The sequence below is a fragment of the Mitsuaria sp. MSU3D genome, assembly GCF_056867975.1.
In genome coordinates this window covers 5,315,535-5,329,145 of record NZ_CP200314.1, presented here as the reverse complement: position 1 = coordinate 5,329,145, position 13,611 = coordinate 5,315,535, and the positions used below count along the sequence as shown (strand labels likewise).

The window sequence follows — 13,611 nt, the reverse complement described above, 5'->3', positions numbered from 1 at the left end:
ACGGACCCGCCATCCGCGGTTCCTAACGTGCGTCGCCATCCGTGACTCACCGACCCCCGACCATGCGCACGCCTCCCCGCCCCACCCTGCTCGCCCTCTGCCTGTCCAGCCTCTTCGCCGCCGCGCCGGCCCTGGCCCAGCAGACGCAGGATCCGAAGAACGACGCCAGGACCGCATCGAAGGCCGAGGCGACGTCCGACGCGAAGGCCGATGCGAAGAAGAACGCCAAGGACTCGACGCCCGAGGCGAAGCAGCTCGAGACCGTCGTCACCGTCGGCCAGGCCGCGTCGCTGCGCTCCGCGCTCGACAAGCAGACCGCCGCCTCGGGCATCGTCAACGTCGTGCACGCCGACGGCATCGGCCAGCTGCCCGACAACAACGCCGCCGAGGCGCTGGCCCGCATGCCGGGCGTCTCGGTCGAGCGCGACCAGGGCGAAGGCCGCTTCATCCGCGTCCGCGGCCTGGGCCCGGACTACAACGCCGTCAACATCAACGGCGCGCTGACGCCGGCCTCGGAGTCCGACCGCCGCGCGCCCGGCCTGGACCTGGTGCCGGCCGGCCTGATCCGGTCGCTCGAGGTGCAGAAGACGCTGACGCCGGACCAGGACGCCAACTCGCTCGGCGGCACGGTGACCGTGCGCACGCTGAGCGCCTTCGACCAGCCGGGACGGCTCTTCACGATGGAGCTCGGCGGCAACTACGACGCCAATGCGTCCAAGACCAAGCCGCGCGGCTCGGTGGCCTTCGCCGACCGCTTCGCCGGCGGCACGCTGGGCGTGGCGATGGCGCTGTCCGGCGACCAGCGCCGCTTCGCCAGCGACAACGTCGAGACCGGCGGGGATTGGGACGGCGAGAAGCTCAACAGCTTCGAGCTGCGCCGCTACACCATCACCCGCGAGCGCGTCGGCGCCGCGCTGAACCTCGACTTCAAGCCTGACGACGCGTCGCTCTTCTACCTGCGCAGCTTCACCAGCAGGTTCACCGACCAGGAAAGCCGACAGTCGGTCGCCGTCGAGTTCGAGGAGCCTCAGGCCCCCGGCGAGACCGGCGAAGGCACCGTCAGCCGCGGCCTGAAGGCACGCAAGGAGATCAACAAGTCCAGCGCCGTGGTGCTCGGCACCGAGCTGTCGCGCGGCGACTGGAAGTTCTGGGCCGAGGCCGGCGCCGGTCGCGCCGGCGAGAACAAGCCCGACACGCTGGCCTCCTCCTCGTTCACGGCGGACTTCTCCGGCCTGGGCTACACGGACACGGTCAAGCCGATGCCCACGGCGGTCGCGGGCCTGAACGATCCGTCGCGGTATGCCTTCAACAAGGCCAAGATCGAAAAGAGCAACGCCACCGACCGCGTGCGCCACTTGAAGGCGGACGTGCAGCGCGAGTTCGACCTCGGCGGCTGGGACCTCGACCTCAAGACCGGCCTGAAGGCGACCCGTCGCGACAAGGACAACGAGCAGGAGACCTACGCGCCCAGCGCCAAGCTGCTGAAGAAGGCGCCGTACAACGTGCCCTCGTCGCAGCTGGGCCTGGGCGGCTATGTCGGCGGCGGCCCGGTCGACTATCCGTGGACCTCGTTCGGCCCCGGCATCGATGTCGGCAAGCTGCGCGGCCTGTACGGCGGCTACGACCTGAACGCGTTCCGCGACGAAGTCGATTCGACGGTCAACGACTACGGCATGAAGGAACGCACCGACGCCGGCTACCTGCAGGCGACGCTGGAGAGCGGCGGCACGCAATGGCTGGTCGGCGTGCGCCACGAGCGCGTGCGCTTCACCGCCGACGGCACCGCCTGGAAGGACGGCGTGCTGAGCCCGGTGCACGAGGAGACGCGCTCGCGCCATTGGCTGCCGGCGGTGCTGCTGCGCCAGAAGCTGAACGAGGGACTGGTGCTGCGCGCGGCGCTGACGCATTCGGTGGTGCGGCCGGCCTTCGGGCAGTTGAGCCCCGGCGTGACCGTCGACGGCGACGAGGCCACCATCGGCAACCCGCTGCTCAAGCCGCTGCGGGCACGCAACCTGGACCTGGGCCTGGAGCAGCGCCTGGGCCGCGACGGCGCGATGTCGGCCTACGTCTTCCACAAGAAGATCCGCGACTTCGCGTTCCAGACCGACCTGGCGGGCACGCCGGGCTGGGAGGACTTCAGCCATGTCGAGGCCTTCGCCAACGGCGGCGACGCGACCGTGCGCGGCGTGGAGCTCTCCTGGAGCCAGGCGCTGAGCACCCTGCCCGCCCCGTGGAACGGCCTGGTGATCGGCGCGAACGGCAGCTTCGTGAAGTCGCGCGCGACCATCGGCGGCTACGACGCCGGCCAGTTCGTCAGCCGCCGCATCGCGCTGCCGAGCCAGTCCGACCGCAGCGTCAACCTGAGCCTGGGGTGGGAGTCGCCGGCCTTCGGCGCGCGGATCGCGCTGAACCACAAGTCGCCCTACCTGCTCGAGGTCGGCGACGTGCTGGACGCCCGCCAGGACCGCAAGGTCGACACGCAGAACCAGATCGACGCGTCGATGCGCGTGCAGCTGACCCCGCAGCTGCAGCTCCAGTTCGAAGCGCTCAACCTGAGCAACGAGCGCTACTACGTGTACCAGGGCAGCAAGGCCTTCAACACCCAGTACGAACAGTACGGCCGCGCCTACAAGCTCAGCCTGAAGCTGGCGATGTTCTGAGGCGGCGGCACACGATGACGATGATGACAAAGACGATTCGCGCATTCGCGTCCACTGCCGCACTCGCCGCGACGCTGTCGGTGGCGGGGTTCTCCGCCGGCGCGGCGACGCCGAAGGCGGCGCTCGAACTCGGCAAGAGCGGGCTGCGCCTGCTCGACGACAAGGGTCAGGTGGTGGACGAGTTCGGCGTCCGGGCCAAGCGCTGGGATCGCCGCCAGTTGGCGGACGGGACGACGGTCGCGCTGCTGCAGGACGCCGATTCCGGCGCCCTGCGCCTGATCGAGGTGGGCGATCGGCAGCTGCGTGAACGCGCGCACTGGCATGGCCCCGCCTTCGATGTGGAAGCCATCTGCCTGTACCTGGAGCCACGGCAGCAGACGCTGCAGGCGTTCCTGCTGAGCAGCGACGGGTTGGCCGAGCAATGGGTGCTGGGGCCGTCGAACCAGGGCCAGGGCAGCGCCAAGAGCAACAGCAACAGCAACAGCAACAGCAACAGCAACAGCAGCGGCAGCGGCAGCGGCAACAGCAAGGACGGTGGCAAGGATTTCGCGAGGGGCCAGGTGTTGCGTCAGCTCGCCACGGTCCCCGATGCCAAGGCCTGCACGGTGCGCGACGACGAAGCGACCTTGTACGTCGCCGAGGCTGGCGTCGGCCTGTGGGCCTTCGTCGCCGATGCGGAGCGCGCGGGCCGTGAGCTCGTCGCCCCCGGTCTGGCGCCGCAGGACATGGCGCTCTGGCTCGACGCTCGCGCGGCGCAGCCGCGTCCCGTGATCCCGGTCGCGACGCCCTCGGCGCAGACCGAGCCGGTGCGCGGCGGCGGCGATGCGGCGGACGACCCGGCGATCTGGGTCCATCCGACCCAGCCGTCCCGGAGCCGCATCCTCGGCACCGACAAGAAGCGCGGCCTGGCGGTCTACGACCTGCAGGGTCGCGAGACGCAGTTCCTGCCGGTCGGCCGGGTCAACAACGTCGACCTGCGCCAGCGCGTGCGCGACGGCGATCGCACCTGGGACCTCGCGGTCGCGACGCAGCGCGACCAGCGCAGCGTGCTGCTCTTCGGCATCGACGGCGCGGGCAAGGTCTCGACGCTCGCCGAGCTGCCGACGGGGCTGGACGAGGTCTACGGCGTCTGCAGCGCCCGCCATCCGACGGGCGGGCTGGATGTGTTCGTCAACGACAAGGATGGCCGGCTCCTGCAGATGCGCGTGACGCGCAAGGCCGGCGTGTGGACGTCGGAGACGGTGGCGTCGATGAAGCTGGCGACGCAGCCGGAAGGCTGCGTCGCGGACGAGCCCGGCCGGCAGCTGTTCATCGGCGAGGAGAAGCGCGGCCTGTGGCGCGTGGCGCTGGACGCGGACGGCCGGCTCGGCGACGCGACGCTCATCCTGCCGGTCGGCGAGGTGCTGCATGCCGACGTCGAGGGCATGGCGGTGCATCGCAGCGCGGCGGGCGCATGGCTGGTGGTGTCCTCGCAGGGCAACGACAGCTACGTGGTGCTCGACGCCGACGCGCCGCACGCGGTCAAGGGACGCTTCCGCGTCGGACTGAACCCGGCGCGCGGCATCGACGCGGCGTCGGAGACGGACGGCCTGGACGTGACCTCGGCATCGCTCGGCGGCAAATACGGCGAGGGCCTGCTCGTCGTCCAGGACGGCCACAAGCGCTGGCCGATGGGCCGGCAGAACTTCAAGCTGGTGCCGTGGCGCGAGGTGATGAAGGCGATCGAGGCGCCGACCACGCCGGTGCGCTGAGACGTCCGCTCACCCCGCGCGCCGGCGACGGCTTGATCGTGCGGACACCAGGGCTGATGATCCGGGCCTTTTCAACCCCGGGCTCGGCCCTCAGCTTCACCGCGCATGTCCTCAGATCTCGTCGTCCGTCCGATCGCTCCGTCCGACCTCGCCGCCTGGCGTCCGCTCTGGGACGGCTACAACGCCTTCTACGGACGCGTGGGCGAGACCGCCCTGCCCGAGGCCGTCACCGCGTCCACGTGGTCGCGCTTCTTCGACGAGCGCGAGCCGGTGCACGCCTTCGTCGCGGAACTCGACGGCCGGCTGGTCGGCCTGACGCACTACCTCTTCCATCGCAGCACGTCGCGGATCGAGGACACCTGCTACCTGCAGGACCTGTTCACCGCCGATGACGTCCGCGGCCGCGGCGTCGGACGTGCGCTGATCGCGGCCGTCACGGCCGCCGTCCAGGCGCGAGGCGGCCATCGCCTCTACTGGCAGACGCACACGACCAATGCCGCCGGTCGCGCGCTGTACGACCGCGTTGCGCAACACAAGGGGTTCATCGTCTACGGCCAGGATTTCTGACCGGGGCGGAAATCGCGACGGCGGAGGCGCCGGATCCTGATCCGGCCTCAGCGCATCCGCCGGCGCAGATCCTGGCGCGCGCTTTCCGCAAGATCGGTGCCGCGCGCGCCGCCTTCCGGGAAGGACGCCATGCCCATCTGCAGGCGCACCTGCATCGTCACGGCACCCACGCCGTACGGCCCGTTGAGCGCGGTCTCCAGACGGTGCTGCACCAGGTGCGCCTCGGCGACGCCGGCATCCAGCAGCAGCACCGCGAAGCTGGTCTCTCCCACCTGCAGGACCATGTCGGTCCCACGCACCCGGCTGCGCACGCGACGACCCACGGCCGTCATCAGCCCGTCCCGGACCTCGGCCGCGGCGGCGCGTTCCCGGGCGCCCTCGCCCTCGTCCTCGTCCTCGTCCTCACCGACATCGTCGGCACCGGCCATGGCCTGCGCCGCGGTCGCCGCCGCCTCGGCCTCCAGCCACAGCACCGACAGGTGCCCGCCGTAGCGGCGGCACTGTGTCAGCTGGCGCGAGATCATGAGGCCGAACTCGGCCAGCGAATCCACCCGCGGCACCCACAGCGCCGGCGTCTGGCGCGTCGGCTTGAGGAGCCCGACCGGGGCCTGCTCCAAGGCGTCGGCGGGCGCTGCGGCGGCGGTGGACGAACTCATGCGCAACTGCTCCAGGCGGAAGACGGGTCACGCCCGCGCCTTTGCCTTTGATCGGCCTTCCGCGGGTGCGAATGAAGAGGGTGAGGACACGACCCGCTGAAGCAGCCCGATCCATGCCGGCCTCCCTTGCCACATTGACCAAGCCGTGTCCTCATCTATCTAAAACGGATCCCCGGCGGCCATCCCGACATCCGCTAACAAAAATCTTCTCAGTGGAAACCCTTGAATTGACGCCGCCATGGCGCTGATCGCGTCATCCGTCGCCCGCGCCTGTGTAACAGGGTCATACGGGGCCGCTAGAGTTCTGCTCCATGAAGGACATCACCGAACTGCTGCACGACGCCGGTCAAGGGGACCGGTCCGCCGCTGACCAGGTGGTGGCGCAGCTGTACGGCGACCTTCAGCGCCTGGCGCGGCAGCGCATCCGGCAGGCAGGAGACCTGACCCTGCTGGACACCACCGCGCTGGTGCACGAGGCCTGGCTCCGGCTCGCCGGTTCGCAGGGGCAGACGTTCCCGGACCGGCGTCACTTCCTGGCCTACGCGGCCCGCACCATGCGCCACGTGGTCATCGACCTGGTGCGCGCGCGCCAGGCCGAGCGCCGCGGCGGCAACCAGCCGGACCTGACGCTGAACACCGCCGTCGTGGAAGGCACGCCGCAATCCGACGACAGCATCCTGCGCGTGCACGAGGCGCTGGAGGAGCTGGCGACGATCGATCCGCGCCTGGCGCAGGTGGTCGAGATGCGCTACTTCGGCGGGCTGCTCGAGCAGGAAATCGCGGAAGCCCTCGGCGTCACCGAAAGGACCGTCCAGCGGGACTGGCAGAAGGCGAGAATCCTGCTTTCGATGAGCCTCAAGGACTGACCCCCACCGGGTCGGGTCCGAGACCCGTCGTCCTCACCGACACAAGACGCCCGACCGATGGACGCACTCGATAAACAGCGCTGGATCGCGCTGAGTCCGCTGCTCGACGAACTCCTGGACCTGGAGGGGCCCGACCGCGTCCGCCGGCTCGAGGAGATCCGGGCCGGTGACGTCGCCATGGCCGAGCACCTCGAGGCGCTGCTCGCGCGCGACGAGGCCCTGAACGACGACGGCTTCCTGGAGCAGCCCGCCGCGGAGGCGCTGCAGGGACCGGTGCCGTCGGCGGTGCCGCCGCTGGACTTGCGCGGCGAGTCGCTCGGCCCCTACGAGCTGGAGCGCGAGATCGGCCAGGGCGGCATGGGCGCGGTGTGGCTCGCGAGCCGGGCCGACGGCCGCTTCGAGGGCCAGGTCGCCGTCAAGTTCCTGAAGTCCGGCCTGTTCGGCAAGGGCGACAGCGGGCGCTTCGAACGCGAGGGACAGATCCTTGCGCGGCTCTCGCATCCCAACATCGCGCGGCTGCTCGACGCGGGCGTGCACAACGGGCACCAGCCCTACCTGGTGCTGGAGTACGTCGACGGCCTGCCCATCGACCGCCACTGCCAGATCAACGCGCTGGACATCGAATCGCGCATCCAGCTCTTCCTCGACGTGCTGGCGGCGGTGGCGCACGCGCATTCGCGGCTGATCCTGCACCGCGACCTCAAGCCCAGCAACATCCTGGTCACGCACGACGGGCAGGTGAAGCTGCTGGACTTCGGCATCGCCAAGCTGCTCGACGACGCCACGCATTCGGGCGCGGCGACGGAACTCACGCAGCGCGCCGGCAGCGCGTTCACGCCGCAGTACGCGGCGCCGGAGCAGGTCCAGCAGGCCGACGTCACGACCGCGACGGACGTCTACGCGCTGGGCGTGCTGCTCTACCAGATGCTGGGCGGCCGCCATCCGACGGCGGACGACACGCAGACCCACCTCGACCGGCTGCGCGCCGTCGTCGAGCTCGTGCCCAAGCGGCTGTCGGAGGTGGCCAGCGACCAGCTCGACCCGGTCATCGCGCGCCAGGCCAAGCTGCTGCGCGGCGACCTGGACACGATTGTCGGCAAGGCGCTGAAGAAGAAGCCGTCCGAGCGCTATGCCAACGCGGAGTCGATGGCCGTCGACCTGCGGCACTGGCTGGCGCATGAGCCGATCACGGCAAGACCTGACACGCGGCTCTATGTGTTGGGGCGGTTCGTCCGGCGGCACCGGTGGAGCGTGGCGGCCAGCAGCGTGGCCGTGCTGGCGATGGTGTCGCTGACCGGGCTCAGCGTGCTGCAGGCCCGGCGTGCCGAGCGGGCCGAACATCAGGCGCAGGAGCGGCGGCAACAGGCGGACGATCTGCTGAGCTACATGCTCGGGGAACTGGCAGACAAGTTGCGCCCTGTCGGCAGACTCGAACTGCTGGATAGCGTGGGCAGCAAAGCGCTCACCTATCTTGCACAGGATTCAAATGCCACTCCCGTCGAGCGTCTGCAGAGGGCCAAGGCGCTGATGGTGCTCGGCGAAGTGCGGATCACCCGACGCGACCTGAAGGGCGCGCTCGAGCCTTTGGAACTCGCTCGACGATTGCTTGAAGGCACGCCCCCGGAGCCATCGCTTGCCGCAGAGTGGCGCAGGGCACAGGGTGCTGCGGCATTCTGGGTCGGCAATGTCCATTACTACGCGCGCGACACCGACAAGGCAACCTCCGCCTGGCTGGCCTATCGCGACGCCGCCCAGGCTTGGCTCAATGTCCAGCCTGACGACAAAGAAGCCCTGATGGAGCTCTCCTATGCCTACAACAGCCTGGGATCGGCGCGAATGCTCAATGTGGACCTGCCTGGCGCCTCAACCTACTTTGTGCGTTCGATTGAACTGAAGCGGCGCAGTCTCGGAGATGGCAGCAAGTCAGACGCAGCCGCGCAGATAGATCTGTCCGACAGTCTCAGCTGGTTGGGCAGCGTCTATCTTCAACAGGGACTGGATGCTGCTGCAGCGCGCATGTATGCGGACGGCGCCGAGATCATTGCCGCTGTGCGCGCCAAGGCTCCGGGCGACGACAAGTGGGGCTACCACGAGTCCATCGTGCGCCGCTGGCACGCGGTCGCGCTCTCTCGCCTGGGTAGCCAGGACGCCGCCGCCCAAGAGTCAAAACTTGGCCTGGGAATTCTTCGCACGCTTCAGCAGCAGGATCCGACCAACCTTCAGTGGCGGATCAATCTGCTGATTTCCGAAGGATTCGATCTCGAGATCCGCGCTGCGAGGCTCGTGCCCGCTGAGTCGGCCGAACAAGCCCGCGCGCTGTTGACCCGCGTCAACGAGGCGATGGGGGCTGCGAATGCAAATACGAAGAACAAGCTGCTGGAGTTGACTGGCAGTCTGTCCAATGTGTTGGCTCAATCACTGCTCCGCCTTGGCGACGCGGGAGGTGCGTTCGAGGCGCTTGATGAAGCGGCGCGTGTGCAGGATACGACGCTCCCGTCCCGATCAACGGACCTGGGCTTCTTGACCAGTTATGTCGAAACGCGTCGTATGCGGATGATGGTCGAATCGTTGACCCGGCGACCAGCACCGAGCGAAGCGACCAAGGCCGCATGTCAGCAGATTCTTGACGCTACCGTGAAGATAGATGCGGCGATCCGGGTTCATCAGAGGATTACCCAGGCATGGGTTGAGGCCCAATCCTGCCTGGGTCAGGGAGAGCGGGATGACGTGAAGCGAGCCGCTGCTTGGTTGCTACGCGACAGATCGGCCATGCCGCACCCTTGATCCTGGCAATCAACCCCAAGGAGGAAAAAAATGTCCTACAACGTGTACGTCGAGGCGAACATCAGTACGGACGGCAACTTCGCCGACTGCAAGTACTTCAAGGATCGGGAGGCTACCCAGCCCATTGAAGGTTCCGAGATTCACATTCCTACAACGTCCGGCGCGTGCACCTTTGGCCAAGCCGACACGACCGGGTTGCTGCTGATCGGCGCGACCTTCAAGACCATTGGCTCCACGCCAGGAATGAACGCCAGCAATTTCTGCCCTGCCAATGATGAAAACGAGGTGGCGGTGACGATGCCGACGGATGCAGTCATCACCAAAGGCGTCGTACTGCTGTTCTCCACGCCTGGCAGCGTGCAGAGCCTCTATCCGAGCAGCGACCCGCAGGTGATGAACGACTCGCACTGAGATCCGATCGGGATACTTCCAGAAGGCCGCTGAACCGCACCTGCGTTACCTGCCGGCATGACGCTGCAGGCGGACCTGGTGCTTGAGGAACGCCGGGTCGAGGAGTACCTGTTCTCCCCCGTCCTGGGGCTGTCCAGAAATCATTGAGACCGGAGCGCGCCGAGCGCCTCCTCCGCCATGACCCGTCCCAGCCGGGACGGGTTCACCCGATCCATCACGCGCGCGTCGAGCGCGAATTCCTTCTGCTGCGTGTAGGCCACCGCGCCGATCCTCGGCACGCTGCCGGCCGCCTGCGGCCCGAGCATCCCCAGCACCGGATAAACGCGCAGCCGCGCGATCAGCAGGCCCTGCGCCGCATCGGCGAACACCGCCGTCTCCAACACCCGCGTGCAGCCGCGCCGCTGCACCTCCGCCACCAGTCCCTGCAGATTGCGTGGCACATCCGTCGCGGACACCGGCAGCACCACGTTCACCACCGGCAGGCCCGCGGCCACGAGCGGCTCGCGCGCGGCGAGGTTGAAGGCCCCGTTGGCCTCGTCCCAGCGGCGGTTGGCGGCGGGCTGGTCGGGATCGAAGTTGCGGCCCTGGCCGAACAGCAGCACGCACGGCGCGCCGCTTGCCACGGTGGCTGGCGCGGGCGTCGGAGCGGACGCTGGCGTTTGCGCCTGCGACGGCCCTGCGGCCACGGCGAAGGCGACGAGGGCGGCGTTCTCAAGCGCCTTCCGGATGTGCGATCTCGACATGGCGCGGATTGTGCGCTGCCCCGATCGCCGCACAATGTCCGCTCCGCCTTGCAGGAGACAACGATGCGCGAATGGACGAGCCTGGGCACCGTGTGCGCCACGACGATGGCCGTGGTGGCGACCGTCGCTCTCAGCGGCTGCGCGACGCCGGTGAAGGATGAGCGGATGAGGGCCGGCGTGACGACCAGCGCCGACGTGCAGCAGTACTACGGCGCCCCGACGCGTGTCTGGCCCGAGGCCGACGGCGGCCGCACGCTGGAGTACGCGACCCAGCCGTTCGGCCAGACCTGCTACATGGTCCGTCTGGACGCGCAGGACCGCCTGGTCGGCACGACGGACGGCCTGTCCGCGGCGAGCCGCGCCCGCATCGTACCGGGCCTGACGACCGACCAGGTCACGCGGATGCTCGGCCGGGAGCGCAAGCGCGTGTTCTTCAGGCTCAGCGGCGAGGACGTCTGGGACTGGAACATCCCGCCGGAGATGAACGGCTACCTGCTGCGCTTCAACGTCCACTTCAAGAACGGCGTGGTGGTCCGCACCTCGCAGAGCGTGGTCTACCCGGACCGGCGCTTCTTGTGGGATGACTGAAGGGCGCGCAGTCGCGGTGGCGCACCATCCGGACGACGACCTCGCAACTTCAGGCTGCTTGTGTAGCAAGACGAGTCATTGAATCGGGACGTCGTCTTGGGGACGATGGTCCATCGCGATGCCCATTCCACGGCAGCGAGAAAGGACCTCTCCCGTGACCTCCATTGAAATCCAACTGCCGCCCCTTCTTGCGCGCGAGGCGGCGCGCGCCGGGCTGTTCGCTCCTGATCGCCTGGAGACGATGTTCCGCAGACAGCTCCACGTCGCAGATCTCCAAGCCTTCTTGAAGGAAGAAGAAGACCTCGAAGAACTGGTCATGCAACAGATTCAGGTGGAAGTCGATGCGGTCCGAGCAGGCAAGCGAGCAAAGCGCATCGTTCGCCCCGACGCCGCGATCGCGATGCTGGGCGGTCCGCCGTTGCGCGGAAGGCCGCCTGCTCTCCTCCCAAAGGGGGAAGGCCCACCCTCATGCCTGTGACGGAATGAATACAGCTCCCGCGCTGTCGTCGAGCTGACGCACGAAGCCGTTCACACCCTCTTTACACTTCCTGCCCAAGAGGGAGAGAAGAGGATGTCGAACCAATCCGTCGGCCTGGCGCCCCGCGCACTGGCCATGGTCATCGACGGCGTTTTGATGATCGCCGCGAGTACCTTGTTGATGTGGGCCGTGTACGGCGACCCCGTGTCGAAGTGGAACGATCTGCGGCCCGGCACCATCGCCATCAACTGGCTGCTGCCGCTGATCGTCTGCGTCGCGTTCTGGACCTGGCAGGGCGCCACGCCCGGCAAGCTCGTCGCCGGCATCAAGGTCGTGGACGCCCGCAGCGGCGGACGCCCGACCCCCGTGCAGGCCGTGATCCGCTGGGTCGGGTATCTGATCTCCGCGATCCCGCTCTTCGCCGGCTTCCTGTGGGCGCGCGTCGATGCCGAGGGACGCACCTGGCATGACCGTCTGTCCCGCACCGCCGTCGAGCGCAGCCGGCCCGCCCCGGCCGACGGGGAAGGCCTGCTCATCGGCTACATCGCCAGCCACTGGCGCGGCGAGCAGAGCCTGGCCCAGAGCTTCTGGATCAACCACGTCCTCCTGACCTGGCCCCTCGCCGCCGGCGTGCAGGGCCTGGTCGCCTGGCTCGCCACCAAGAGCGACGGCCTGCAGGGCGTCGCGATCGCGCTGCTGATCGTCTGGCCGCTGCTGATCCTCGTCGAGATCTGGAGCGCCGTCGGCACCTGGCGCTCGGTGCGCGGGTATGTCGACGCCGGCGGCTCCTTCCTGATCTCCGGTTTCGCCCGCCTGTGCCTGCTGTTGTCGTTCCTGCAGATCGCGTTCTCGCTGGCGCTGGGCGTGTTCGGGGAACTCCCCGAGCTGTGGAAGCTCGCGCGCGGCATCGATCCGATCGGCAACGTGCGCCTGGTCGTGAGCACCGACGGCCGCACGATGCAGCTCAACGGCCCCATTGGCGCCGGGGACGCCGGCCGGCTGGGCACGCTGCTCGCAGCCTCGCCGGCCGTGCGGCTGCTGGAGGTCGCCTCGCCCGGCGGCCGCGTGACCGAAGCCGAACGCATGGTCCAGCTGATCCGCCAGCGCGGCGTCGGCACGCGCGCGATCGGCAATTGCGAGAGCGCCTGCACGCTGGTCTTCCTCGCCGGCAACAAGCGCCAGCTGATGCCGGGCGCGCAGCTCGGCTTCCACCGCGCCAGCAGCGGCACCTTCAATCCGGCCTTCGACGAGATCGCCAACCAGGAGCTCGCGCGCACCTATCGCCGCATGGAGCTGCCGGAGGAATTCATCCAGAAGACGCTGAGCACGCCGTCGCGCACCATGTGGTATCCGCCGCCCGTCGACCTGGTGCGTCACTCGCTGATCCAACCGCCACCGAAGACGCTGGACGTCGCCCTGCCCGAGGGCGACAAGCCCGGCCAGTACGCGCCGCTGAGCGACTACGTCAACGCGCTGCGCGCCAGCGATGCCTGGTTCCGGCTCGACCAGCGTTTCCCCGGCCTGATCGACGAGGCCGCTGGCCGCATGCGCGCGGCGCAACTCGCGCTGGGCGACTCGGAGCACGCCGTCGCCGGGGCCCAGATCGCCGCACAGAGCGTGCTGGCCCCCAATGTGCGTGAGATGCTCCTGAACGGATCGCGCGACCTGCGCCGCCGCTACCTGCAGGTGCTGCGCGCGCAACTGACCGCCGCGCAGACACTGGGCGCCGACACCTGCCAGTCCTGGTTGTCCGGCTCCCCCGTGCCGCGCCGGCTGCTGCCGGAGGACGCCATGGCACTCGAAGCCCTCTGGCTGACCGACGCAGCGGGGGAAGCCCTCCCCACGCGTGCCCGCGCGCCGCAAGCGACGCCGCTGGAACTCGAGGTCGTGACCCGCACTGTCGGCGCCACGGCCCCCGGCGCGTTCTCCAAGCTGTGGACCGACGGCAATGCCGGCCCCGCGCCCATCACATGCGAGCGTGCCGGTCAGGTGTTGGACCACATCCAGCGCCGGACCGTGGGCGCGCCGCGCGAGCTGGCGGAGCGGGTGGTGTTCCAGAACGCGCGCTGACCCCGCGACCGCGCGGAGTGCCCACGAAGAAGGCCCT

Annotated in this window: 11 protein-coding genes; 9 read left to right on the top strand and 2 right to left on the bottom strand. The window is 68.9% G+C overall.

Annotated elements, in window-relative coordinates:
* The first annotated feature begins 62 nt into the window (after window positions 1-62).
* The 3 genes from AC1VNM_RS23460 (at window position 63) to AC1VNM_RS23450 (ending at window position 4,978) form a co-directional block, all read left to right on the top strand.
* Window positions 63-2,660 (top strand): TonB-dependent receptor, encoded by a 2,598-nt coding sequence (locus AC1VNM_RS23460; RefSeq protein WP_483108497.1) that lies wholly within the window; start codon window positions 63-65, stop codon window positions 2,658-2,660.
* Between the two features lie 23 nt (window positions 2,661-2,683).
* Entirely contained in the window at window positions 2,684-4,411 is a 1,728-nt protein-coding gene (locus AC1VNM_RS23455; protein ID WP_483108496.1) for a phytase, read from the top strand.
* Window positions 4,412-4,516: 105 nt separating this feature from the next.
* Entirely contained in the window at window positions 4,517-4,978 is a 462-nt protein-coding gene (locus AC1VNM_RS23450; protein ID WP_431101151.1) for a GNAT family N-acetyltransferase, read from the top strand.
* Between the two features lie 47 nt (window positions 4,979-5,025).
* On the opposite strand, the gene AC1VNM_RS23445 is transcribed toward AC1VNM_RS23450, so the two are convergent.
* Window positions 5,026-5,634, bottom strand: a complete 609-nt coding sequence (locus AC1VNM_RS23445) for a diguanylate cyclase domain-containing protein (protein WP_483108495.1) — start codon at window positions 5,632-5,634, stop codon at window positions 5,026-5,028.
* Window positions 5,635-5,945: 311 nt separating this feature from the next.
* Here AC1VNM_RS23445 and AC1VNM_RS23440 point away from each other — a divergent pair, with 311 nt between their 5' ends.
* The 3 genes from AC1VNM_RS23440 to AC1VNM_RS23430 are packed head-to-tail and all read left to right on the top strand — an operon-like array spanning window position 5,946 to window position 9,695.
* The gene (locus AC1VNM_RS23440) at window positions 5,946-6,500 is read left to right on the top strand and encodes an ECF-type sigma factor (protein ID WP_377158483.1); all 555 of its coding nucleotides are present in this window, start codon (window positions 5,946-5,948) and stop codon (window positions 6,498-6,500) included.
* A 57-nt stretch (window positions 6,501-6,557) separates the two neighbouring features.
* The gene (locus AC1VNM_RS23435) at window positions 6,558-9,284 is read left to right on the top strand and encodes a serine/threonine protein kinase (protein ID WP_483108494.1); all 2,727 of its coding nucleotides are present in this window, start codon (window positions 6,558-6,560) and stop codon (window positions 9,282-9,284) included.
* A 30-nt stretch (window positions 9,285-9,314) separates the two neighbouring features.
* Window positions 9,315-9,695 carry a hypothetical protein gene (locus AC1VNM_RS23430; protein WP_377158485.1) on the top strand — a complete coding sequence of 127 codons (381 nt, stop codon included), beginning with the start codon at window positions 9,315-9,317 and terminating at the stop codon, window positions 9,693-9,695.
* 140 nt (window positions 9,696-9,835) lie between these two features.
* Here AC1VNM_RS23430 and AC1VNM_RS23425 read toward each other — a convergent pair whose 3' ends face one another.
* Window positions 9,836-10,438, bottom strand: a complete 603-nt coding sequence (locus tag AC1VNM_RS23425; RefSeq protein WP_377158487.1) for a hypothetical protein — start codon at window positions 10,436-10,438, stop codon at window positions 9,836-9,838.
* A 63-nt stretch (window positions 10,439-10,501) separates the two neighbouring features.
* Between AC1VNM_RS23425 and AC1VNM_RS23420 the strand changes: the two genes are divergently transcribed.
* The 3 genes from AC1VNM_RS23420 (at window position 10,502) to AC1VNM_RS23410 (ending at window position 13,574) form a co-directional block, all read left to right on the top strand.
* Complete coding sequence (locus tag AC1VNM_RS23420) at window positions 10,502-11,026, top strand: outer membrane protein assembly factor BamE (RefSeq protein ID WP_483108493.1); 525 nt, start codon at window positions 10,502-10,504, stop codon at window positions 11,024-11,026.
* A 154-nt stretch (window positions 11,027-11,180) separates the two neighbouring features.
* A complete protein-coding gene (locus AC1VNM_RS23415) occupies window positions 11,181-11,504 on the top strand; it encodes a hypothetical protein (protein WP_483108492.1) in 324 nt (107 codons plus the stop codon).
* 93 nt (window positions 11,505-11,597) lie between these two features.
* Window positions 11,598-13,574 (top strand): RDD family protein, encoded by a 1,977-nt coding sequence (locus AC1VNM_RS23410; RefSeq protein WP_483108491.1) that lies wholly within the window; start codon window positions 11,598-11,600, stop codon window positions 13,572-13,574.
* Window positions 13,575-13,611 lie beyond the last annotated feature (37 nt).

Excerpts from the sequence above, each read along its gene's own strand:
- AC1VNM_RS23455 (WP_483108496.1), top strand. The coding sequence starts at position 2,684 with ATGACAAAGACGATTCGCGCATTCGCGTCCACTGCCGCACTCGCCGCG.
- AC1VNM_RS23435 (WP_483108494.1), top strand. The coding sequence starts at position 6,558 with ATGGACGCACTCGATAAACAGCGCTGGATCGCGCTGAGTCCGCTGCTC.
- AC1VNM_RS23420 (WP_483108493.1), top strand. The coding sequence starts at position 10,502 with ATGCGCGAATGGACGAGCCTGGGCACCGTGTGCGCCACGACGATGGCC.
- AC1VNM_RS23460 (WP_483108497.1), top strand. The coding sequence starts at position 63 with ATGCGCACGCCTCCCCGCCCCACCCTGCTCGCCCTCTGCCTGTCCAGC.
- AC1VNM_RS23425 (WP_377158487.1), bottom strand. The coding sequence starts at position 10,438 with ATGTCGAGATCGCACATCCGGAAGGCGCTTGAGAACGCCGCCCTCGTC.
- AC1VNM_RS23440 (WP_377158483.1), top strand. The coding sequence starts at position 5,946 with ATGAAGGACATCACCGAACTGCTGCACGACGCCGGTCAAGGGGACCGG.
- AC1VNM_RS23450 (WP_431101151.1), top strand. The coding sequence starts at position 4,517 with ATGTCCTCAGATCTCGTCGTCCGTCCGATCGCTCCGTCCGACCTCGCC.
- AC1VNM_RS23445 (WP_483108495.1), bottom strand. The coding sequence starts at position 5,634 with ATGAGTTCGTCCACCGCCGCCGCAGCGCCCGCCGACGCCTTGGAGCAG.
- AC1VNM_RS23410 (WP_483108491.1), top strand. The coding sequence starts at position 11,598 with ATGTCGAACCAATCCGTCGGCCTGGCGCCCCGCGCACTGGCCATGGTC.
- AC1VNM_RS23430 (WP_377158485.1), top strand. The coding sequence starts at position 9,315 with ATGTCCTACAACGTGTACGTCGAGGCGAACATCAGTACGGACGGCAAC.